At 74.5% G+C, this 22239-nt stretch carries 19 protein-coding genes; 8 read left to right on the top strand and 11 right to left on the bottom strand.

Annotation, left to right across the window (positions count from 1 at the left end):
• The coding region (locus tag VG869_00685; GenBank protein ID HEV3449695.1) for an FAD-dependent oxidoreductase at positions 1 to 677 on the bottom strand (677 nt) is incomplete at its 3' end.
• 26 nt (positions 678 to 703) lie between these two features.
• On the opposite strand from VG869_00685, the gene VG869_00690 reads away from it, so the two are divergent.
• Positions 704 to 1639, top strand: coding sequence for a class I SAM-dependent methyltransferase (locus VG869_00690; protein ID HEV3449696.1), 936 nt, complete (start codon positions 704 to 706; stop codon positions 1637 to 1639).
• Between the two features lie 145 nt (positions 1640 to 1784).
• The gene (locus tag VG869_00695; GenBank protein HEV3449697.1) at positions 1785 to 3158 is read left to right on the top strand and encodes an HD-GYP domain-containing protein; all 1374 of its coding nucleotides are present in this window, start codon (positions 1785 to 1787) and stop codon (positions 3156 to 3158) included.
• 43 nt (positions 3159 to 3201) lie between these two features.
• On the opposite strand, the gene VG869_00700 is transcribed toward VG869_00695, so the two are convergent.
• The 6 genes from VG869_00700 to VG869_00725 form a co-directional block, all read right to left on the bottom strand.
• Entirely contained in the window at positions 3202 to 3873 is a 672-nt protein-coding gene (locus VG869_00700; protein HEV3449698.1) for an ArsR family transcriptional regulator, read from the bottom strand.
• Positions 3870 to 4928 carry an S-adenosylmethionine:tRNA ribosyltransferase-isomerase gene (locus VG869_00705; protein ID HEV3449699.1) on the bottom strand — a complete coding sequence of 353 codons (1059 nt, stop codon included), beginning with the start codon at positions 4926 to 4928 and terminating at the stop codon, positions 3870 to 3872. Before VG869_00705 ends, VG869_00700 begins: the two co-directional genes overlap by 4 nt.
• On the bottom strand, positions 4925 to 5647 hold the full coding sequence (locus VG869_00710; GenBank protein ID HEV3449700.1) for an SDR family oxidoreductase: 723 nt from the start codon (positions 5645 to 5647) through the stop codon (positions 4925 to 4927). Before VG869_00710 ends, VG869_00705 begins: the two co-directional genes overlap by 4 nt.
• 132 nt (positions 5648 to 5779) lie before the next feature.
• Entirely contained in the window at positions 5780 to 7222 is a 1443-nt protein-coding gene (locus VG869_00715; GenBank protein HEV3449701.1) for a hypothetical protein, read from the bottom strand.
• Between the two features lie 151 nt (positions 7223 to 7373).
• Entirely contained in the window at positions 7374 to 7859 is a 486-nt protein-coding gene (locus VG869_00720; GenBank protein HEV3449702.1) for a nitroreductase family deazaflavin-dependent oxidoreductase, read from the bottom strand.
• Positions 7860 to 7944: 85 nt separating this feature from the next.
• Entirely contained in the window at positions 7945 to 9990 is a 2046-nt protein-coding gene (locus VG869_00725; GenBank protein ID HEV3449703.1) for a hypothetical protein, read from the bottom strand.
• Between the two features lie 62 nt (positions 9991 to 10052).
• On the opposite strand from VG869_00725, the gene VG869_00730 reads away from it, so the two are divergent.
• The gene (locus VG869_00730) at positions 10053 to 11384 is read left to right on the top strand and encodes a carotenoid oxygenase family protein (GenBank protein ID HEV3449704.1); all 1332 of its coding nucleotides are present in this window, start codon (positions 10053 to 10055) and stop codon (positions 11382 to 11384) included.
• 12 nt (positions 11385 to 11396) lie between these two features.
• Here the strand turns inward: VG869_00730 and VG869_00735 are convergent, their stop codons facing one another.
• Complete coding sequence (locus VG869_00735; protein HEV3449705.1) at positions 11397 to 13469, bottom strand: N,N-dimethylformamidase beta subunit family domain-containing protein; 2073 nt, start codon at positions 13467 to 13469, stop codon at positions 11397 to 11399.
• A 243-nt stretch (positions 13470 to 13712) separates the two neighbouring features.
• Here VG869_00735 and VG869_00740 point away from each other — a divergent pair, with 243 nt between their 5' ends.
• A complete protein-coding gene (locus tag VG869_00740) occupies positions 13713 to 14579 on the top strand; it encodes a hypothetical protein (GenBank protein HEV3449706.1) in 867 nt (288 codons plus the stop codon).
• Between the two features lie 33 nt (positions 14580 to 14612).
• Entirely contained in the window at positions 14613 to 15008 is a 396-nt protein-coding gene (locus VG869_00745; GenBank protein HEV3449707.1) for a PaaI family thioesterase, read from the top strand.
• Here VG869_00745 and VG869_00750 read toward each other — a convergent pair.
• Positions 14996 to 15640: a class I SAM-dependent methyltransferase gene (locus VG869_00750; protein ID HEV3449708.1), complete on the bottom strand. Its 645-nt coding sequence runs from the start codon at positions 15638 to 15640 to the stop codon at positions 14996 to 14998. The genes VG869_00745 and VG869_00750 overlap by 13 nt on opposite strands.
• 89 nt (positions 15641 to 15729) lie before the next feature.
• Between VG869_00750 and VG869_00755 the strand changes: the two genes are divergently transcribed.
• Positions 15730 to 16995 (top strand): cytochrome P450, encoded by a 1266-nt coding sequence (locus VG869_00755; protein ID HEV3449709.1) that lies wholly within the window; start codon positions 15730 to 15732, stop codon positions 16993 to 16995.
• 333 nt (positions 16996 to 17328) lie between these two features.
• On the opposite strand, the gene VG869_00760 is transcribed toward VG869_00755, so the two are convergent.
• A complete protein-coding gene (locus tag VG869_00760; GenBank protein HEV3449710.1) occupies positions 17329 to 18534 on the bottom strand; it encodes a cytochrome P450 in 1206 nt (401 codons plus the stop codon).
• Positions 18535 to 18608: 74 nt separating this feature from the next.
• Here VG869_00760 and VG869_00765 point away from each other — a divergent pair, with 74 nt between their 5' ends.
• Together VG869_00765 and VG869_00770 are read left to right on the top strand one after the other, a co-directional pair.
• Positions 18609 to 19448, top strand: coding sequence for an endonuclease/exonuclease/phosphatase family protein (locus tag VG869_00765; protein HEV3449711.1), 840 nt, complete (start codon positions 18609 to 18611; stop codon positions 19446 to 19448).
• A gap of 67 nt (positions 19449 to 19515) precedes the next feature.
• Entirely contained in the window at positions 19516 to 20181 is a 666-nt protein-coding gene (locus VG869_00770; protein HEV3449712.1) for a hypothetical protein, read from the top strand.
• A 3-nt stretch (positions 20182 to 20184) separates the two neighbouring features.
• Here the strand turns inward: VG869_00770 and VG869_00775 are convergent, their stop codons facing one another.
• A complete protein-coding gene (locus VG869_00775) occupies positions 20185 to 22233 on the bottom strand; it encodes a thioredoxin domain-containing protein (protein HEV3449713.1) in 2049 nt (682 codons plus the stop codon).
• Positions 22234 to 22239: the final 6 nt, after the last annotated feature.

A 22239-nucleotide genomic window follows, 5' to 3' on the forward strand; every position in this document is an offset into this window, starting at 1 on the left:
AGGGTCTGCTCGGCGTGGCGGCGCGACGCGGGCCGGAACGAGCCGAGGAGCTCGGTGCCCATCTCGACGAGGACCACCCGGGCGTGGCTGACGTCGGCTCGGCGGTAGCCGCTGGCCAGCACCTTCGTGAACAGCTCGGCCATGGTGCCGGCGGTCTCGACGCCGGTGGGCCCGCCGCCGACGATCACGCACGTCAGCGAGCCGTCTCGGGCCCGCGCCGGCTCGCGTTCGGTGGCCTCGAAGCAGCCGAGGATCTGGTGTCGGAGCCGGATGGCCTCGCCCAGCGTGTAGAGCGGGAAGGCGTGCTCGGCCACGCCGGGGACGCCGAAGTCGTTCGTGGTCGCGCCCGCCGCCACGACCAGCGCGTCGTACGGAATCGACGCGCCGCCCTCGAGCTCCACCTGCCGAGCGTCGCGGTCCACCCCGACGACGGTGCCGAGCTGGACGTCGACGTTGCGGTCGTGGGCGAAGATGGCCCGGATCGTGTGGGCGACGTCGCCCTCGTCGAGCCCGGCCGTCGCCACCTGGTACAGCAAGGGTTGGAAGGTGTTGTAGTTGCGCTGGTCGATGAGGGTCACGTCGACGGGCTCGTCGACGAGGCGACGCACGACCTGGAGCCCGGCGAAGCCCCCGCCGATCACGACGACCCGCGCTCGCCCGAGCTCCGGCACGGCCACGCACCGAGGGTAGGTGGGGCGGCCGCGTGGACGAGCGGGGGGCTCCCGGCGGCCCGGTCGGCGAGCACCGACTTGACGGGACCGACCCCGGCTGGGTGACGTGGCGCGCCGCGACCGCAGCCGAGCTGGTCGCCGACCGGGTGCCGATCGAGGCCAGCGTGGATCGTCGGGTCGAATCGAATCGCCGGTGGTGGGACCAGATGGTCCCGATCCACGCCGCGTCGCCCTTCTACGACGTCGAGCGCTTCCGCGCCGGCGGCCTGTCGCTCGACGAGATCGAACGCGGCGAGGTCGGCGACGTCCGGGGCCAGTCGCTGCTGCACTTGCAGTGCCACTTCGGGCTGGGGACGCTGTCGTGGGCTCGCCTCGGCGCCCGCGTGACCGGGGTCGACTACTCGGCGCCGGCGATCGAGCTCGCCCGTCGGCTCGCAGCGGAGCTGGGCCTCGAGGCCCGGTTCCTGTGCTCGGACCTCTACGAGCTCCCGGACCGGCTGCAGGAGCGGTTCGACGTCGTCTTCACGTCGTACGGCGTCCTGACCTGGCTGCCCGACCTGGCCCGCTGGGGCGAGACCGTCGCCGGCCTGCTGCGTCCGGGCGGCCGGCTCCACCTCGTCGAGCTCCACCCCTTCGCCGGCATGTTCGACGACGAGACCACCGAGGTGCGGCTCCGCTACCCGTACTTCCGGGGCGCCGAGGCCATCCGCATCGAGCGGCCCGGCAGCTACGCCGCCCCCGCGGCGCCGACCGACCTCCAGGTCACCTACTCCTGGCCCGCCCCCGTCAGCGCCGTGCTCGGGGCGCTCGTCGACGCCGGCCTGCGGATCGAGTCGTTCCGAGAGTTCGGCTCCTGTGGGGAGCAGCTCCGGCCCTGGCTCGTGCTCGGCCCCGACGGACGGTGGACCGCCCCGCCCGGGTGGCCGGCGGTCCCGCTCCTCTACGCCCTGCGGGCCCGGGCCGGCTGACCGGACCCTGCCCGATTTCTCACGGTTCGAGCAATTCGGGCACTTGTGACATCGGTAGGGGTACCAGTGCGTTTCCCCCTTTGTTACTCTTCGCGTTTAGCCGAACACTCTGGGTGGGGGTAAGGGCAGGCGAATCGGAGCCGAGATGCGACCGTCAGCACCCGACCGATGGCGAGAGCGCCCGCTCGCTCGGGTCCTGGTCGGCGCGGCCGCCTACCTCCTTCCCCTCGCCGGCTCGGCCGCCGCCGGGTTCACGGTCAGCCGTCTCGTCCCGCTGCGCGGCGGGGTCACCGGTCGGGTGGCGTGGGCCCTGGCCGTGGTCGTGAGCGCGGGGATCGCGTACTTCGTCGTCGAGCGCGTGGCCCGCCGGCTCCTGCCCCTGGCGATGCTGCTCCGGCTCTCGCTGCTGTTCCCGGATCGAGCCCCGTCTCGCTTCGCCCTCGCGCTCCGAGCCGGCAACCGGCGGCGGCTCCAGGCCTGGGCCCAGCGCGAGGCCGCGTCCGGCCAGCGCCCGGACGCCGAGCGCCAGGCCGAGACCGCGCTCACCCTCATCGCGGCCCTCGGGGCCCACGACCGCCGGACCCGCGGCCACTCGGAGCGGGTCCAGGCGCTGACCGACCTCGTGGCCGAGGAGGTCCATCTCTCGCCCGGCGACACCGACCGCCTCCGCTGGGCCGCGCTGCTCCACGACATCGGGAAGCTCACCGTGCCCGCCGACGTCCTCAACCGTCCTGGCCGGCCGAACCCGGCGGGGATGCGGGCCATCCGCCGCCACCCCGGCGAGGGCGCGCGACTCGCCGAGCCGCTCGCGTCGTGGCTCGGCGAGTGGCGCCACGCCATCGACCAGCACCACGAGCGCTTCGACGGCGACGGCTACCCGCGCGGCCTCCGCGAGGGCGAGATCTCACTGGGGGCGCGCGTCGTCGCCGTCACCGACGCGTACGAGACCATGACCGCGGTCCGCGCCTACAAGAAGGCCATGAGCATCCAGGACGCGCGCACCGAGCTCGTGCGGTGCGCCGGCAGCCACTTCGACCCGAAGGTCGTGCGCGCCTTCCTCGACATCTCGATCGGCCGGCTGCGACGGACCGCTGGTGTCGTCGCGGCGCTGGCGGAGATCCCGCTCCTCGGCCTGCTGCCCCGACTCGCGATCGGCACGAGCACGCTCGCGCCCGCGGCGACGCCCGGGCTGACCGGCGCGGCGCTGTTCGGGCTCGGGGTCCTCACCTTCGGGGCCCACGCCCCCACGCCTTCGGCGTCTTCCGCGGGTCTCGCGGCTCGGCCGACGGCCACGGCCAGCGCTGCCCTCCTGACCGCGCCCGCCGACGGGGTCGCGGTCGGCTCGCCCGCGGCGGCGCCCCCGTCCGCCTCGGCGCCCGCGCTCCCACCGCCGGCGGGTGCCGTCGGCCGCGGGCTCGTCGGCGGCGTCGGCACCCTCGTCAACTCGCAGCTCCGGGGCCTCCCGAGCGGCGTGGCGGCGCTGCCGGCCACGCTGGGGGTGCACCTGCCGCTGCCTTGAGCCGGCCGCCGCCGGCGGGGTGGTGGGGCGAGGGCCCCGGCGCTCAGGAGGCGCCAGGGTCGGCGATCCGCCGGACCTCGTAGGCGCAACGGCGGGCGCCCGCGACCATGTGCTGCACCCGCTCCACGCGCGCATCCGGGAGCGCGGCACGGATGAAGTCGAGCTCGCTCGTGCAGGCCTGGCCGTAGCGCTGCGCCACCGCCCAGATGGCGCAGTTGTGCTCGACGATCCGGTACACGCCCGGCGAGACCCGCTCCGAGGTGGCGAGGTAGCCGTCCTCGTCGAGGATCCTCGTCAGCTCGGCCACGCGCGCGCCGAGGCCGCGCTTGGCGGCGAGGCGCCGGCGAGCGGCGTCGATGCGGTGCTCCCGCCGTCGGGCGAACAGGTCGTCGACGACGCCAGCGTCGCTCTCCCCGAGGTAGCCGAGGAGCTCGTTCGTGAGCTCGCCGTACGCCTTCGGGAACAGCGTGTCGGCCGCCGGCGTGACCGCGTAGACGAGCGCCCGCCGCCCGCGCCGCGGCGACGGGCTCGGTCGCTCGACCGCCTCGACGAGCCCGTCTCGGGCGAGCGCGCTCAGGTGCTGGCGCGCGCCGCTGACGGTCATCTCCAGCTGCCCCGCGAGCTGCTCGGCGGTGGCCTCGCCGCGCCGGCGCAAGGCGTAGAGCACGGCCCGACGGCCGGCGGGCAGCGTGGGGGTCGGGGCCGGGGCGCTCATGGCCGCGCTCGGTCGCGCAGGATCAGGTGGCTGTCACCGAACTCGTGCCACCGGTAGCCGCGCTCGAGCGCGGCGTGGTACGCGCGCCCGAGCACGACGGGGTCCGCGAAGGCCTGGAGCATCAAGAGGTGTGACGATTCTGGCTCGTGCCAGCCGGTGAGGAGGCCGTCGACGGCGCGCACCGGGCGGTCCGGGGTCACGACCACGTCGGTCCAGCCCCGGCCCGGGTGGACGACGCCGCGGTCGTCGGTGACGGTGGCGAGCGCCCGGACGACGGTGGTGCCGGCGGCCACCACCCGCCCTCCGTCGTGGCGGGTGGCGTTGATCGCGGTCGCGGTGGGACCGCCGACCTGGTAGCGCTCCGGGTAGGGCCGCTCGCCACCCTCGAGGGACGAGACGCCGGTGTGGAGCACGAGCGGGACGATCAGCACGCCGCCGGCGACGAGCTCGGTGACGAGCTCGGGGGAGAAGGGACGGCTGGCGCTCGGCATCTCGGCGCTGCCCGGCTCGCGGGCGAACACGGTCTGGTAGCAGCCGAGCGGCCAGTCCCGCGGCACGTGCCGGTACCGGATCGGGCGGCCGTGCGCGGCGGCGTAGGCGAGGAGCGGTGCGTTGACGACGACGCTCGCCAGCCACAGCCGCTCCGAGTGCGAGAAGCGGGTCAGGAGCTCCACGCGCCCGCCGCCGAGCAGCTCGATCGGGACGGCGTGGTCGAGCCGGAGGGGGACCGTGGATCCGGCGTCGGGCTGCCGGACCTCGACGAGACCGACCTCCCCGGGCAGGGTGCCGGAGAGGTGGACGACCACGGGTTCGCCGTCCGGGAGTCGCCCGTCGAGCGCGGCCGGGATCGTGGCGGAGCGGTTGACGACGATGACGTCGCCCGCGTGCAAGAACCGCCCGAGCTGCTGGAAGGTGCTGTCGATCGGCTCGCCGGCGCCGGGGCTGACGAGGAGGCGGACCTCGTCTCGGCGTCGACCCTGCGCCTCGGGGGGCTCGTGGGCCTCGTTCGCGACGGGGAGGGTGAAGTCCAGGGGCGGGTCGACGGTGGCGGTCACGGCCGGGGCTCCGACGCCGCGAGGGCCCGGGTCTGGTAGCGGCCGCTCGGCTGGTCGCCGTCGATGAGGGCCAGCAGGCCGGGGATGCTGGCGGCCGGCTCCGGTCGGTCGCTGATGTCCTCGCCGGGGAACGCGTCCTGATGCATCTCGGTTCGCATGTCGCCGGGGTCGACGACGAGCACCCGCAGGTCCGGTCGCTCGGCGGCCAGGATTCGGCTGGCGTGCTCGAGGGCGGCCTTCGAGGCGCCGTACCCGCCCCAGCCCTCGTACGCCTCGACGGCGGCGTCCGACGTGACGTTCACGACGGTGGCGTCGTCGGTCAGCTGCCCGCCGAGCGCCTGGACGAGCGCGACCGGCGCGACGACGTTGACGTCGAGGACGCGGCGGAGCGTGTCGGCGTCGAGGTCGCGCAAGGTCGGGAGGGGGCTCGCCCCGAGGGTGCTGGCGTTGTTGACGAGCAGGCGCACCGGCCCCAGGCGGGCGGCGGCGTCGGCCAGCGCGCGGCGGTGCTCGGCGTCGGTGACGTCGCCCGGCACCCCGATGACCGGCGTGTGGGCGGCCAGCCGACGCACGGCGGCGTCCAGGCGGGCCTCCCTGCGGGCGTCGAGGACGAGGGCCCAGCCTCGGGTGGCGAGGGCCTCGGCCAACGCGAGCCCGAGTCCCTGGGAGCCGCCGGTGATGAGGGCGACGGGCCTGGCGCCGGCCGGGGGATCAGCCATGGTGGCCTCCTCGTTCACGGATCGCTGAGGATCAATGAACAAGCTAGCACTTGTTTTTATCTCGGTCCACCCCCAGCGCGGTCGGGCCGCGCTCGCCCCCGCTCGCCGCGCACGCGACGCGCGGGGAGCTCCCTAGCCGCTCGGTGTCGGCGTCGCCCGGCAGCAGGACGGCCCCTGGGGCAGCCCCTGCAGCCGCCGCGCCAGCTCCCCGAGCTGGGCCTGCAGCACGCCGACACCCTCGGTGATCGACGCCGGCAGCGGGCCGGGCGCGTTCGTCGTCGACGGCCCCACCGACGCCGGCGCCGAGGCGTGGCCGCGTCGCGGCGCACCCGCCCAGGCCGCGTCGCGACGCACCGTCGGGCCGACGCGTCGGGGCACGGCCGACAGGGCGAAGCGGCCGACGCGCGTCACGGCGTGCCCGCCCTCGCTCCACAGCAGCCGACGGCCCGAGGGATCGAAGTAGAACTCGGGGACGACCCGGTTCAGGTTCGTGAGCCGCCGGATGGCGCCGGTCGCGCGGTCGAGCTCGTAGAGGTCGGTGTGGAACCCGGGGTCGCTGATCGCGAGCACGAACATGGGCCCGAAGGTCTCGTTCTGCAGCGGAGGTCGGAAGCCGAGCTGCTGCGCCGCGGTGACGAACGTCTGGTACCAGGTCGGGGAGCCCCGGCTCGACATCCAGATCACGTCCCGCATGTCCGGCGTGAACACCGCCTGCTCGTCCCACCCGGTGTTGCCGTCGGTCAGGTGCGTGACCAGCGGACGCCCCGGGGCCGCGCCCGGGCCGGCGAGGCGGAGGAAGTACAGCTCGAGGTTCAGCCAGCCCGCCCCGTCCTGGCCCATCGCGGTGTAGAGGAAGCCGCTGCCGTCGGGTGCCCACACCTGGGTCTCGTAGCCGGTGTCGGTGGCGGGGCCGACCACCCGCAGGTTCGTGAGCTCCGGCGTTCGGCCTCGCCGCGGGGTGAAGTCGGCGATGAGCATCGTCCACTGGGTGCCGCCGGCGGCGAGATCAGTGAAGCCGACGTGCGTCCAGACCAGGTGCCGCCCGTCCGGCGACCACGCCGGGTGGTAGTTGTCGAAGGGCACGCCGCTCGGCTCGAACGGCAGGCCCGGCGCAGTTAGGCGCGTCACGTCGGAGCCGTCCGGGCGCATGACGTAGAGGTCGGTCCCGACGCCGCCCAGGCACGGCGCGCCGAACGTCACCGAGCTGCCGCGCCACGAGCAGAAGAGGATCCAGTCACCCTGCGGACGCTCCTGCGGGAAGCCGTTCGGCCCCGGCTGCCCGCAGGTCAGGCACCGGATGGTCGACCCGTCGAGCTTCGACACGTAGACCTGCTCGGTGCCGGAGCCGTCGCGCTCGTTCGAGAGGACTCGCCCGTCGGGAGCAAAGGACGGGTCCTGCCCGAAGGTGTACCGACCGGTCTCGACCGTGAACGGCGCCGTGAAGTACGGGTTCGGCCCGCGGGCGGGCGCGCCGAGGCGAGCCGGTCCGGCCCCGCCGATGCTGGCCAGGGCGATCCCCAGGACGACGACCCCGCGGCCCGGTTGCCGCGAGCGGGTGCCCAGCACGAGCCTCACGTCCCCCCTCACCGCGCGCGACCCGACCCGCGGGCTCGGCGTCGCCGCGGGTCAGGATCCCAGGCCGCGTGCGCCGACGCCACCCCCGTCGTCGTGGCGGCGACAGTGTCGCCCGTGGTCGGCGGTCCGGCCAGGGACCGGCTACGTCGGCTCAGCGCGTGTCGCTCGACTCCGCCGACGCCCGGACCTCGATCCGGAAGGCCGGGTAGTCGGGCGCGATTCGACGCAGCTCCTCGTCGGTGGCGGTGGCGTCGACCCCGCCGAAGAACACGCCCACCTCGGCGCGCCACCGCTTGAGGTAGGCGCGCAGGATCGGCGGCTTCTCCGCGTCTCGGAGCTCGGTGGCGTCGAACCGCTCCCAGCGCCGCCCCACCCGCAGCTCGCCCCGACCGGCCTGGCGCAGGTTGCGGACCCACTGGGTGTGGCCACGGGGCGCCACGAGATAGCGCTGATCGCCGATGGTCAGCAGGTTCACCGGGGTGGTCCGCCACTCACCGGTCGTGCGGCCCCGCACCCGAAGCTCGCGGGATCCCCACAGGCTGAGACCGGCGCGGGTGAGGACGGCGACGATCGGGTTGAAGACGTGCCTCGCGAACCAGCCCGGCTGGACGTATCGGTCGGAGCGGTTGTCGGCCATCCTCCACCTCTCGGGTCGGCCACAGTGTGCACCGGCGCGCACCGAGCGACCGAAGTGGACCGCCGACCCGGACGCGGTCCCGGTGTCAGCCGGTGACGGCGGCGTGCGGCTCGGTGCACGGCTGGCCGCCGCACACGTCGACGACGCGTCCGCCACGTCGCAAGAACTCGGACTTCTGGGTCCGCGCCGCCGGCCACGCGCGCGGGTCCTCGTGCGGATCGGTGCCGGTGCGCGGCGGCGCGTTGGCGGGGGGCGGCGCCGGCGTGCCGCTGTCCCACTCCACGAGCGCCGAGCCGGAGAACGGCGACGGGCCGAGGGTGGGGATGCCCCAGAGCGGGCTGCGGTCGGGCGACCGTCCCGAGGCCAGCGCCGGGCGGTGGACGGGAGCGCCGATGGTCCGTGCCTCGACCTCGGTCGCGACGTTGGCGACCTGGTGGTCGCCGAACGCTTCGTGGAGCAGCACGGTGTGTCGGGGCGTGCCCGGGTAGGGCCTGGTCGTGAGATGCTCGGCGTAGCCGTCGGCCTCGCCTCGGTCCCAGACCATCTGCTGCAGGCTGATGAGCAGCACGCGGTCGAGCGGGTTCGCGTACGACTGGGCCACGAGCCCGGCGAACGGGTCGTAGTCGCTGCTGCGAGTCTGCAGCGTGCTGAAGTTCATGCCCGGCACGCCGAGCACGGCCCGACTCCAGTCCTGGGCGACGGCGGTGGTCGCCGCGCCCATGATCCCGCCGAGGCTGTTCCCGTCGTAGAACAGGTCGCGCCGGTTGATGACGGGGGCACCGGCGGTGTCCCGGAACGCGGGTGCTGACCCCAGCCCGTCGCGCGCGATCAGCAGCCGACCGAGCATCAACGTGTCGAGGATTCCCTGCTGGAGCCGGTCCGGGACCGACGGGAACCGCGATTCGTCGCTCGCGGTCCCCACGAGGCTGGCGATGTCCTCCTCGGAGAGGCCGAGCCACCGGGTGGCGCAGAACACGAAGTCGTGCTCGTCGGCCATGGCGCGGACGTTGTCGGCCGTGACCTCGGCTTCGCTGCCGAGCAGGCCGTGGCCGTAGACCGCCGGGCGGGCCGGGTGGGCGCGGCCGTCGTCGCCCAACGCGGCGCGGGGGATGACGCACCGGAACGGGACGCTGCGGTCCCCGGCCCGCCGGGGCAGGCCGTCGGGCGCGAGCCGCAGCCGGCTGCCCGGGCCGCCGTCGCCGTCGAGATAGTTCGGGACGGTGAACGTGCCGGTGACGACGCGGGCGACCCGCGGGTCGGCGCTCGTCGCCGCGTTGGTGACCTGGAAGGCCGGAGCCCGCCCGCGCAGCGCGGCGAAGGCGTCGTCGCGCATGTGCAGCATGGGGGCGGCGAGGCTGCGCTCGCTGGCGACGGTGAAGTCCCACGCCAGGTACAGGTCGGACCGGCCGATCCCGACGCGGGCGAGGGTCGCGAAGAGCCGCTCGAGGCTCGGGCGTCGGGCCTCGACGGCCGCGTCCGTGGTGCGGATCCGGTCGCGGTAGACGCGGAACGCGCTCCCGGCCGAGATCGTGGCCCCGCCGGCGTCGCGGAGTCGCCGCAGGGCCACCACGACGTGGTGGCCCTCGCCGAAGTTCACGGCCGGCCGCACGATGAGGGTCCGCTGGTCGTCCCCGGGCGCGGTCTCGTCGAGCTCGGCCCAGAACGGCACCCGGCGGCCGGTGGTGGCGTCCAGGAGCACGATCGGGCTGTCGGGCCGGAGCGAGCTCCCGATGTCGGTGGCCGGCGCGGCGCCGGTTTGGGCGAGGTCGAGGCCCGGGACGAAGGTCAGCGCCGCCGAGCCGGGGCTGAACCCGTCGTTTCGGTCCCACGCGGTGGGGTCGACGGCGACGCCGGCCTGGTTCCGCGGCATCGCCGCGACCTGGAAGTCGATCCGCCGGCCCGTGGCCGTCGAAGGGTCGGCGACGGTGAAGTAGTCGTTCGGGAACGGAAACAGGCATCGGGCCGGGTCGAGGGGATCGCAGGTGCCGTGCGGCGCCGCCGCGGCCGCGACGGGCGCCGGGCGTGCGATGCCCGTGCCGGCCTCCGACGCCGCCGCCGGGCCGGCGGCCGTCGCCAGCGTGCCCACGGTCACGACGACGGCCGCGACGCGGGGCCCCCTTCCCCGGTGCACGCGGGGACGGTAGCCCGCGCGCGGGGCGAAGCGGCTCGGCGCTCCGGGTCTACGGTGAGGCCATGGCCGCCCCGTCTCGTTCCGACACGCCGTTCTTCCTCGCCGGCAACTTCGCGCCCGTCACCGAGGAGGTGACCGCCACCGACCTCGCCGTCACCGGCGCCGTGCCCGCCGAGCTGGCGGGGCGGTTCGTGCGCAACGGGCCGAACCCCCACGACGGCGTGTCCGCGCACTGGTTCCTCGGCGACGGGATGCTCCACGGCGTCGAGCTGCGCGACGGCCGGGCGCGCTGGTACCGGAACCGCTACGTGCGGACCAAGCAGCTGAGCGGGGACGGCGCCTTCGTCGGCGACGACGGCCGCGTCGATCACACCGTCGGCGCGGCCAACACCCACGTGATCGGCCACGGCGGTCGCATCCTCGCCCTCGTCGAGAGCGGGTACCCGTACGAGGTCACGCCCGAGCTCGAGACCCGGGGCTGGTACGACTTCGACGGCCGGCTCCGCACCGCCATGACCGCGCACCCGAAGCTGGACCCGGACAGCGGGGAGCTCCACTTCTTCGGCTACGGGTTCTTCCCGCCGTACCTCACGTACCACGTCGCCGACCGCGACGGCGCCCTGGTCCGCAGCGAGGAGATCTCGGTGCCGGGCCCGACGATGATGCACGACTTCAACCTGACCGAGCGCCACGTCGTGTTCATGGACCTGCCGGTCGTGTTCGACCTCGACCTCGCCATGCAGGGCACGATGCCGTACCGGTGGGACGACGGGTACGGCGCCCGGCTCGGGGTCATGCCGCGCGGGGGGCGGGACGCGGACGTGCGATGGATCGAGGTCGACCCCTGTTACGTCTTCCACCCGATGAACGCGTACGACGACAACGGCACGATCGTCCTCGACGTCGTCCGGTACCCACGGCTCTGGGACCGCTCGGGCGACGAGTTCAACCCCGCCCATCTCACGCGCTGGACCGTCGACGTCGCGGCCGGGACCGTGAAGGAGGAGCAGCTCGACGACCGTTCCACCGAGTTCCCCCGGATCGATCCTCGCCGCGTCGGCCGCCCGCACCGGTACGGGTACGCACTGAAGACGTACGACGGGCTGGGCCCCAACAGCACCGCGCTGGTGAAGTACGACCAGGTGGACGGGTCGAGCGAGGTCCACGACTTCGGGGCGGGCCGCGAGCCGGCGGAGCCGGTGTTCGTGCCCCGGACGCCGACCGCGGCCGAAGACGACGGGTGGGTGATGACCTACGTCTACGACGCCGCCCGCGACACCAGCGACTTCGTCGTGCTGGCGGCGACGGACTTCACCGCGCCGCCGGTCGCGACCGTGGCGCTGCCCCAGCGGGTGCCGTTCGGCTTCCACGGGTCCTGGATCCCGGACCGCTGACCCCGGGCCGGGTCAGTCGGTGCCGGTCAGCCCGCCCCCCGACTGCCCGAACTGGCGGACGACGGCGTCGTAGTTGGGCGTCGCGGGGTGGCGCAGGCCCGCCGGGCCGGCGCCGAACGCCGCCAGCACGTTCTTCGTCACCTGCACCGCGACGGGGTCGTACGGCGACGAGGGACCGGGCGGGGTGAGCTTCGGGATCCAGTTGATCGTTCCGGTGGCGAGCACGGCGGCCCCGCTCGACGCCGTGTAGTACGTCATGTCGGCGAAGCTCGGCTTGCCGTGGCAGACGACCGGCGAGTGGGCGAGCAGCTGGACGTTGTGGGGGCCCTGCTGGTTCGGGTCGTAGCGGTCGTACTCCGATCCGACCGCGGGCGTCGGGGGCGATCCCGTGGCGGTGAGCTTCTGGCCGGGCCGGGCGTTCGTGCCCGCGAACACCCACGCGGTCGGGTCGACGATCACCATGTCGGCGCTGACCGGGTTGCACTCGTACTGCTGGCCGATCATCCCGCTCTCGGGCCGCGCCGCCGGTGCCTCTCGCCAGTTGACCGTGGTCAGGGGCGGGTTCGTGGCGTGGATCGGGTCCTCGTTCGCGGCCTTGTAGCACACCTGGTGTCGGTTCGGGCCGAGCGACGAGGGCTCGAACCGGATCTGGCGGAAGGACGCGTTGGCGCCGAGGAAGGCGAGGTTGACGCCCTTGTCGCGCGCCGCCTCGACGCCGTCGCGCATCTCCTTCGACCAGTACTCGTCGTGACCGAGCGAGAAGAAGGCCTTGTGGTTGAGGAGCAGCTGGGGGCGGGCGTGGGTGTCGACGTCGGTGATGTAGGTCACGTCGAGGCCGAGCTGCTCGATCAGCATGATGAGCGGGAACTCGAGGCCGAGGAAGTCGGCCTGCCCGACCCCGCGGGCGTAGGGACGGTCGAAGGACACGACCCGGGCGCGGTTCGCGTACGCGCCGTTCGCGCCCTGGTAGAGGTTGTAACCGGACCAGTCGTTGTATGCCTGCCAGCTCGTGACCGAGTTCTGCACCGCGTACGCGGCCGTGCTGGAGTCGTCGCGCACGGTGAGCGGTACGAGGCCCTGGATGCCGTTCGACCCGACGAGCTTGAAGAGGTAGCAGCCGGGCGGGTAGCGGGCGTCGATCGTCACGTGCAGGGACGGGTCCCAGCGCGCCTCGGTCATGTTGATCCCGGGCGTGAACGTGGCCGCCGCCTGGCGCTGGCCCGGCATCTCGGGGGAGCGCCACACCTGCCGGCCCCCGGCCCCCCCGTACCAGCCCAGGCGGTAGGCCTCGACGTGCACCGTCGGCGCGCCGGTGGACACGTAGAGGGTGATCGTGTCGCCGCGCTGGGCGCTGACCGCGCTGGCGTAGCCCTCGACGAGGTTGCCGGGGCCCCCGCCGTTGGTGACGTTCCAGGCCGACGTGCCCGGCTTGGCGTTCTCGTCCTTCACCCACTGGGCCGTGGGCCCGTTCGGTGACGAGCCGGTCGACGACGAACCGCGCCGCGGCGGCTTTGTCGTCGCCGTCGAGCGCGTGCTCGAGGAGCGCCACGGACGCCAGACCGCCGCGACCACCGCGGCGACCGCGGCGGCGCCGGCGCCGACGAAGGCGCGCCGCGAGAGCCGCCGGCGCGGCGAGCCCGGCTCGGTCGAGGCCGAGTAGTCGCGGACCCGATGCACGGCCGCCGGCACCGCGAGCTCGGCCTGCAGCGCGGGATCGAGCTCCGCCCATGGTGTTCGCCGCACCCAGTGCGCGGGCCGCTGATGCCGACGGTTCTCCGGCGCCGCGGCGTCGAAGCGGTACGGCCCGGTTATACGGCCGAAGGCGACGTCGCGGTCGACCCGGGTGGCGACGAGGTCGTCCTCGCTGATGCCGTGCACGAAGGCCCAGAGGGCGGCGGCCCAGCCGTCGACGACGTCGGCCGGCGCCTCCGGGTAGGCGGCGCGCAGGGCCCGTCCGACGTCGTCGGGCGACGAGGCGCCGCTGAGGTCTCCGGTGTGCGACCACCCGACCACGGCGACGTCGTGGCGGAGGGCGTACTCGGCGCGGCGGCCGTCGCGGCCGCCGCCGAGGGACCAGAGGGCCACGCTCAGCTGCCTCCTCGGGGCGTGCGGCCGGTGCGGGCCGATCGACGGTCGGCCGGAGGGCGGCGGTCGTCCGGGGCGCCCCGGCCGTCTCCCGCTCTGGACCCTCGCGGCCCTCGGCATTGTACGGGCGGGCCCTCTCAGGGGAGCCTCATCTCGGCGGCGACGTCGTCCGGCCCGGCCCCGTCGACCGGGTCGGGCCGGCGCCCGCCGGGGCGGGCCGGTCGCGGGTAAGAACGCGGCGTGGTGTCGGCCCAGCCATCGGCGCTCGAGCGGGCCCTCGGCGAGCTCTACGCGGCGTCGCCCGAGGAGTTCGTGCTGGTGCGCACCCGGCTGGCCGGGGAGCTGCGCGACGCCGGTGACACCGTGGCCGCGACCGAGGTGCGCGGCCGGCGGCGGCCGAACCTGGCCGCGTGGGCGTGCAACCAGCTGGCCCGACAGCACGCCGACGAGGTCGGCGAGCTCATGGAGGCGACGCGGCGGGTGGCCGCGGCCCAGGGGTCAGCCGCGCGCGGCGGCGAAGGCGACGCGCTCCGTCGCGAGGGCCGCGCTCGGCAGGAGCTGGTGGCGCGCCTCGCCGACCAGGGGGTCGCGCTCCTCCGGGGGCGGGCACCGAAGCCCGAGGCCTACCGCGACTCGATCGCCGCCACGCTCGACGCCGCCAGCCTCGACGCGGCGTCGGCCGAGGAGCTGCGCGCCGGCCGGCTCACGCGGGCGTTGAGCTCCCCGGCCGGCTTCGAGGCCTCGCTCGACCTCGGCGACGCCGGCCGGTCTCGACCCGGGATCGCGGCGGACGCGGCGCAGGCGGCCCGACGAGCGCTCGCGGACGCCCGCCAGGCCGCGCACGGCGCCGAGGCCGTGGCACGCACGGCGGACTCGGAGGCGGCGAGCGCCGACCTGCGGTTCGACGCGGCCCAGGCGCACCTCCAGGAGGTGGAGCGCGCCCTGGAGCGAGCGCGCGCGAGCGTCGACGAGGCGGGGAAGCAGGCGCGCCTGGCGCGGGCCCGGGCTGACGCCGGTCGTGCCGAAGCGGAAGCGGCCGAGCGTCGGCTGCAGGACTTGGAGCGCCGGACGTCGGGCCCGGGGCGGAGCGGGCGCCGGCGTCGCTCCTGACCGCGGGGCCGGGGCGCCGGTCAGACTGGGTCGGTGCCGCCGCCCTACGACGTGCGCAACTTCCTGGACCTGCTCGGCATCGACGTCGTCGAGGACGGCCCCGAGCCCCAGGGACGGTTCACGGTCACCCACGCCCTGATCGCGGGCACCGGCTACCTCTGGGCCCCCGTCGTCGTCGCGCTCGCCGACGCGCTCTGCGCGTTCGGCGTGGGGCGCCACTGGCCCGACGGCGCCACGAGCTTCACGACCGTCGAGGCGAAGTCCAACTTCCTGTCGAGCGCCCGCGAGGGGGAGGTCGTGACCGGGGCGAGCAGCCCGCTCCACCTGGGGCGGACGACCCAGGTGTGGGACGCCCGGATCGTCAACGAGACGACCGGCCGGCCGATGGCCGCGTACCGCTGTACCCAGCTGCTCCTCTACGAGGGCTGACCGCCCGGGCCGCGGGGCCCCGGCCTGGATCGGTCGGTCCCCGTCGGCGCGTCCGCCCGCAGGACCGCGAGGTCCTTCCACCGCCACGGCACCGACACCGTGAAGCCGGTCGCCTCGAGCCACCGACGCTGGTCGTCGAGGCGGTCCGGGCGGTCGTAGCCGGGCGAGAGGGGGGCGACCGCGTCGGCCGGGTCGTCGGGGACGACGACGTCGCCGAGCACGAACCGGCCCCCCGGCCGGAGCGTCGACCGGACCCGGTCGAACAGCGTCCGCTTGTCGGGCGGGGCGAGGTGGTGGACGGCCAGCGCCGAGACGACGAGGTCGAACCGGTCGGTTGGCAGCGCGCCGAGCAGGTCGCCGACGATCACCTGCTCGACGCGGTCGTCGGGGAGCCGCGCGGTGGCGCGGGCCAGCATCGCCGGGCTCTCGTCGAGGAGGACGACCGCCGCGCTCGGGTGCCGGCTGAGGACGGCTCGGGTGGTCTCGCCGGTCCCGGCCCCGAGGTCGAGGATGCGGTCGACCGCGACGCCGTCGGCGGCGTCGGCGACCGCGGCCTGCAGCTCGTCGTAGGCCGGGACCTCCTCGCGGATCGTGTTCAGGTAGGTGTCGGGGGAGAAGTGGAATTGCGCCACGCGCGCAACGTAGACCGGCGTCGCCCGCCGCCAGCGCAGGTCTGGCGGCACGGCGCGGCCGAACGGACCCCAATAGAGTGGAAGCCGTGGTGGCCACCCCGACCACGGACGTGCCCGTCGACGCCATCGACTTCGGGGACATCGCGCTGTGGGAGCGCGACGACTGGCCCGGGATGTTCGCCGTCCTGCGCGAGCACCGACCGGTCTCCTGGCACACCGAGCCCGAGATCCCAGGCCTGACCTTCGGCGAGGGCCCGGGGTTCTGGTCGCTGGTCCGCTACGACGACATCGTCCACGCCAGCCGCAACCCCGAGGTGTTCATCTCCGGGCGGGGGACGAACATCCCGGACTTCCCGCCCGAGGTCTACGAGTTCCTCGGCTCCATGATCAACATGGACCCGCCCCGGCACACGCGCTTCCGGCTCCTCGTGAACCGCGGCTTCACGCCCCGGCAGGTCGGCGCCATCGAGGAGAGCGTCCACGAGCGGGCCCGGGCGATCGTGGACGGGATCGCGAGCAAGGGCACCTGCGACTTCGTGAGCGAGATCGCGGCGGCGCTGCCCCTGCAGATCATCTGCGACATGATGGGGATCCCCGAGCCCGACTACCAGTGGGTCTTCGACAAGACCAACGTCGTGCTCGGTGCCAGCGACCCCGAGTACGGCGGGGAGATCACCGCCGCGTTCCTGGCCGCGCAGGAGCTGTGGCGGTACGCGCAGGAGCTCCGGGACGAGCGGCTCCGGGCCCCCCGCGACGACATCACGACGACGATCTCCCAGGCCGAGGTGGACGGCCACAGCCTGACCCCCGAGGAGTTCGGCTCCTTCTTCGTGCTGCTCGTCGTGGCCGGCAACGAGACCACCCGCAACGCCATCAGCCACGGGATGCTGGCGCTCACCGACAACCCAGACCAGCGGCGCCACTGGCTCGCCGACTTCGAGGGGGTCGCGCCGACCGCGGTGGAGGAGATCATCCGCTGGGCGACGCCCGTCATCCACTTCCGCCGCACCTGCGTGGCGCGGGACGTGGAGATCGACGGCACCCCGATCGGGGAGGGGCAGAAGGTCGTCCTCTGGTACAACTCCGCGAACCGCGACGACCGCTACTTCGAGGACCCGTACCGCTTCGACGTGCGCCGCACCCCGAACGAGCATCTCGGCTTCGGTGGCGGTGGACCGCACTTCTGCTTGGGTGCGCACCTCGCCCGGCGTGAGATCAAGGTCATGTTCGAGGAGCTGTTCCGCCGCCTGCCCGACATCGAGGTGTCGGGCGAGCCCGAGCTGCTGCGCTCGAACTTCATCCACGGCATCAAGCGGATGCCGGTCTCGTTCTCGGCTCCACGCTCGAACGGTTGACGCGGGAGCGTCGACGAGTCACGTCGAGCCTCTCCGACGCCTGATCCCGAAGCGCATCCGCACCGATCTTCGGCGCCTCGGGTCGTGACGCGGCGAAATCGATGACCGATGGGGGAGTGCTTCGGCAACGGGCGGTGAACGTGGGGCGACGGACTGCTGGCGAGCGCCGGAACGGATCGCGCCGTTTGAGGTGGTTGGGATGGCGCGGCCGTTGACTCGGCGAGGCGTGGTGCCACCCGCTCAGGGATGGCTCGATGGGGATCCGCAGTGCGAAGCGACCGGAGCGGGCTTGGCGTCGAGGCCCGTCCGGTCTCGCCGACGCCGATCGAGCGGTCAGGAGCGGCCGAACTCCACCGGGATCTCACGGTAGGCGCAGGCGAAGGCGCTCGGCACCTTCGTCGGCTCGGCGCCGGGCGCCAGCCGCAGGGGCGGAAGCCGGCGCAGGAGCTCCTCGAACATCACCCGGATCTCGAGGCGGGCCAGCGACGCCCCGAGGCAGAAGTGGGTGCCGAACCCGAACGCCACGTGGTGGTTGTGGGCCCGGGTCACGTCGAGGGTGTCCGGTTCGTCGAAGGCCCGCTCATCGCGGTTCGCGGACCCGTACATGAGGAGCAGCTCGTCACCGGCGCCGATGGTCTCGCCGTGGAGCTCGTGGTCGTGGGTGGCGGTGCGCCGCATGTTCAGGATGGGCGTGACCCAGCGGATGAACTCCTCGACCCCGGTGTCGGCGAGGATGCCGGGGTCGGCGGCGAGCGCGGCCCGCTGGTCCGGGTGCCGGATCAGCTCGAGGCACATGGTGCCGATGACGGTGCGCGTGGTCTCGGCGCCGCCGTCGAGGAGCAGGAGCGCCTCGTGGACGATCTCGTCCTCGTTGAGCGGACGGCTGCTGCCGTCGGGGAACTCGACGTCGGCGTGGGCCCAGACCGAGAGCAGGTCGTCGCGGGGCTCGCGGCGTCGGGCCTCGAGCGTCTCGAGGGCGACCGCGGCGAACTCGAGGACGGCCTCCATCGTGGCCTCGCCCGCCTGCGGCTCGCCCCCGTCCGTCGGGTAGGTGCCGCCCGAGAGCATGGTCACCTCGGACCACTCCTGGCAGCGCGGGGCGAGCTCGGCCGGGAAGCCGAGCATCTCGCAGATCACCCGGGCGGGGAGCGGGGCCGCGAGGTCGTGGACCACCTCGCAGCTCCCCGCGGCTGCGACCCGTCCGATGAGGTCGGCGGCCACGGCCCGAACCTGGTCCTCGTGCTGCTTGACCGATCGGGGGGTGAAGCGGCGCGCCACCAGCCGGCGCTTGTTCTGGTGGAGCGGGTCGTCGTTGTTGATCGAGGACACGTCGCCGACGATGCGGGGGCGCGACCCGAGCGCCGACGTGTACCGGGCGGGATCCTTCTCGACCTCGACGACGTCGTGGTAGCGGCTGATCCCCCAGATCCCGTTCCGCTCGTCGCGGTACAGGGGGGCCTCGTCGCGCAGCTGTCGGTAGAGGGGCCCCGGGTCGGCGGCGTAGAGGCTCCCGTCGAGCAGGTTGGCCTCGATGCCCACGTGCACCTCCTCGGCGCGCCGCCGCGGGGCCGGTCCGGTCGGCGTCGCGGGACGGCAGGTTAGTGTCGGCCCGCGTGAGCGCCGCGTGGGAGGCCCCGCCACGCGTCGACACCCGGCTCTCGATCCTCAGCTGGAACCTGTGGTGGCGGTTCGGTCCGTGGGAGTCACGCCAGCCGGCGATCGCCGCCACCCTCCAGCGGCTCGCTCCCGACGTCGTCTGCCTCCAGGAGGTGTGGGCGAGCCGTGACGGCGAGGACCAGGCCGAGCAGCTCGCCGCCGCCCTCGGCGGCTACCACGTCGCGCACGCCGCCGGCGTCGGCTTCGACCTCACCCCCCACAGCCTCGGCAACGCGGTGCTGTCCCGCTGGCCCATCCGGGCCCACGAGGCGCGGCCGCTCCCGGCCCCGCCGGGCCTCGACGAGCTCCGGGTGGTGCTCCGGGCCCAGATCGACGGGCCGCGGGGCCCGGTCGAGGTCTTCGTCACGCACCTGAACTGGCGGCTGGACCAGAGCGACGTCCGCCAGGACCAGGTGCGGGCGATCTGCGCCTTCGTGGCCGAGACCGGCGCCGACCGGACCTTCCCGCCCGTGCTCTGCGGCGACTTCAACGCCGAGCCCGGCTCCGACGAGGTCCGGATGCTGACCGGCCTCGCCGCGGTGCCGGTGCCGAAGCTCGTGTTCCTCGACGCCTGGCGCGCCGCCGGCGACGGCGGCCCCGGCCACACCTGGTCCAACGCCAACCCGTTCGCGGCCCTGGACTGCGAGCCGGACCGGCGCATCGACTACGTGCTCGTCGGCTACCCCCGGGACCACGGGGCCGGGCAGGTGGTGGCCGCCCGGGTCGAGGCCGTCGCGCCCGTCGACGGGGTGCAGCCCTCGGACCACTACGCCGTGTTCGCCGAGCTCCGCTACTGACGACGGCCCCGAGGGCCCGCGAGTCGACTGGCCGGTCCGGGAGCCGGTCGGCAAGAATGGGTCCTCCATGAGCGTCGAGTCCCGTGATTCCGTGTCCCTGAAGCCGGCCGAGCTCGATGAGCTCGGCCAGTTTGTCGACGGGGTCGGCCTCCCGATCGGCGACCAGGCCCTCGACAGCCACGTCGAGCAGTTCCCCCTCGTGGCCCTCTGCGTCGAGGACGACGACCTGCACGGGTTCCTGTTCGGGTCGCTCGAGCGCATCGGGGGCACCCCCTGCATCCTCTGGGGGCTCGGCGCCACGAAGCGGGGCCGGACCGCCCGAGCCACCCTGGAGGCGCTGGTCGGGGAGCTCTACCGTCGGGCCGCGATCTCGTTCCCGGACGAGGACGTGCTCGTGGCCGGGCGGGTCGCCCACCCGGCCTCGTACTCGGTGCTGCTGGAGCTCGCCGACGTCTGCCCCCGCCCGAAGTACAGCCCGAACGGCGAGGAGCGGGCGTGGGGGCGCCGGCTGGCCCGTCGCTTCGGCTGCGACAGCCGCTACGACGACCGCCGCTTCAAGGTCAAGGCCAACGGCAGCTCCGAGCCGGTGCTCGACGCCCGCCACGTGAAGCTCGGCGGCAAGGCCGCCGCCGACCTGGTCGGGACGGTCCGCCCCGAGAAGGGCGAGGCCCTCATCGCCTACGGCTGGGCGATGGCCGAGGCGCTCGCCAGCGACCTCGGCCGGCGCCGCTGACCCCTAGCGAGCCGCGGCCAGCGCGTCGTCGAGCGCGGCCCGCAGCGCCGCCGGGCTCGTGACCGGCGCCCGGCAGGCGTAGCGCTCGCACACGTACGCGGTCGCCTGCCCGTCGACGAGCGGGCGGTCGGCGAGCAGCGGGGACCGGTCCGCCCCCCGGCCCGCGGGCGCGGCGAGGGTCACCGCGTTCGGGACCAGCCGGCCCAGCACCTCGCGCCGCAGCGCCGCCAGCGCCGGTCCGTCACCGACGAGCGCCACCTCCAGCGGGGCGGCCAGCGCCCGCTCGAGCGCCGCCAGCAGGTAGCCGAACGCGCTCGGGTGCTCGGCCAGCACCGGCGCGAGGGTCCGGAGCCAGCGCCGCGCCGGGGCCTCGTACCGGGCTTCGCCGGTCACGGCGGCCAGGCGCAGGAGCCCGTGGCAGGCCAGCGAGCTCGCGGCCGGCGTGGCGCCGTCCTGGACGTCCTTCGGGCGCACGATCAGGGCCTCGGCGTCGCTGGCGGTCGTGAAGAACCCGCCGCCGTCCTCGTCGGCGAAGCGGGCCTGGAGGTCGTCGGCGGTGCGGCGGGCGTCGTCGAGCCAGGCGACGTCGTCCACCTCGGCCAGGCTGACGAGGGCCTCGAGCAGCGCGGCGTAGTCCTCGGCGTACGCCGGCGTCGGGGTCTCGCCGCCGGGCCAGGCGTGGAGGAGCCGCCCGTCGTCGCGGCGCAGGGTGCCCAGCAGGAACCGGGCGTTGGCGCGGGCGGCGTCGAGCCAGTCGGGCCGGTCGAACGCCCCCGCCGCGTCCGTGAGCGCCCGGAGGAACAGCGCGTTCCAGCCCAGCAGCACCTGGTCGTCGAGACCGGGTCGGACCCGCCGGGCGCGCGCCTCGAGCAGGCGGGGCAGGGCGCGGACGACCGCCGCCGGCCGCTCCTCGTCTCGGTCGACGGCGTGGAGGATGTTGCCGCGGAACCCGGTGTGCGGGTCCTCGAAGTTGCCGCGCTCGGTCACGCCGAAGTACCGGACCACCTCGGCGGCGTCGTCGCCGCACACCGCCGTCAGCTCGTCGAGCGACCACACGTAGAACTTGCCCTCCACCCCCTCGCTGTCCGCGTCCTCGGCGGCGAAGAACCCGCCGTCGCTGGCGGCGAGGTCGCGCCGGACGTAGTCGACGACGGCCGCCGCGACCTCGCGGTAGCGGTCGCGCCCCGTCGCCAGCCAGCCGCGCGTGTAGGCGCCCAGGAGGAGGGCCTGGTCGTAGAGCATCTTCTCGAAGTGGGGCACGAGCCAGTACTCGTCGGTCGAGTACCGGTGGAAGCCCCCTCCCACCTGGTCGCAGAGCCCGCCGGCGGCCATGGCGTCGAGCGTCACCGTCGCCATCTCGAGCGTCGCCGGGTCGTGGTCGCGGAGGTGGGCGCGCAGCAGGAACTCGACCGTGCTCGACGGCGGGAACTTCGGCGCCGGCCCGAACCCGCCGAAGCGGGCGTCGAACTCCGCCGCGAACCGCGCCGCGGCCCGGTCCAGGATCTCGGCGGTGGGCTCGTCCCCGTCCGGGGCGGCGAAGGCGGCGCTGCGGGCGATGGCCCCCCGCAGCCGGCGGCCCTGCTCGGCCAGGTCGTCGCGGCGCGTCCGCCAGAGCTCCTCGATCCGCTCGAGGAGGTGCACGAACCCGATCAGGCCGTGCCGGTTCTGCGGCGGGAAGTACGTGCCGCCGAAGAACGGGGTGCCGTCGGGGGCCAGGAACACGGTCATCGGCCAGCCGCCGCTGCCGCTCATCGCCTGCACCGCCTGCATGTACACGGCGTCGACGTCGGGCCGCTCCTCGCGGTCCACCTTCACGCTCACGAACCAGCGGTTCATGACCGCGGCCACCTCGGGGTCCTCGAACGACTCGTGGGCCATCACGTGGCACCAGTGGCACGACGAGTAGCCGACCGACAGGAGGATCGGGCAGTCCCGCTCGCGGGCGGCGTCGAAGGCGTCGTCGCCCCACGGGTACCAGTCGACCGGGTTGTCGGCGTGCTGGCGCAGGTAGGGGGACAGCCGCGCCCGGTCGGCGTCGCGGAGCAGCGGCATCGCCCC

It is taken from the genome of Acidimicrobiia bacterium, from assembly GCA_035948415.1.
Taxonomy (GTDB): Bacteria; Actinomycetota; Acidimicrobiia; order IMCC26256; family PALSA-555; genus PALSA-555.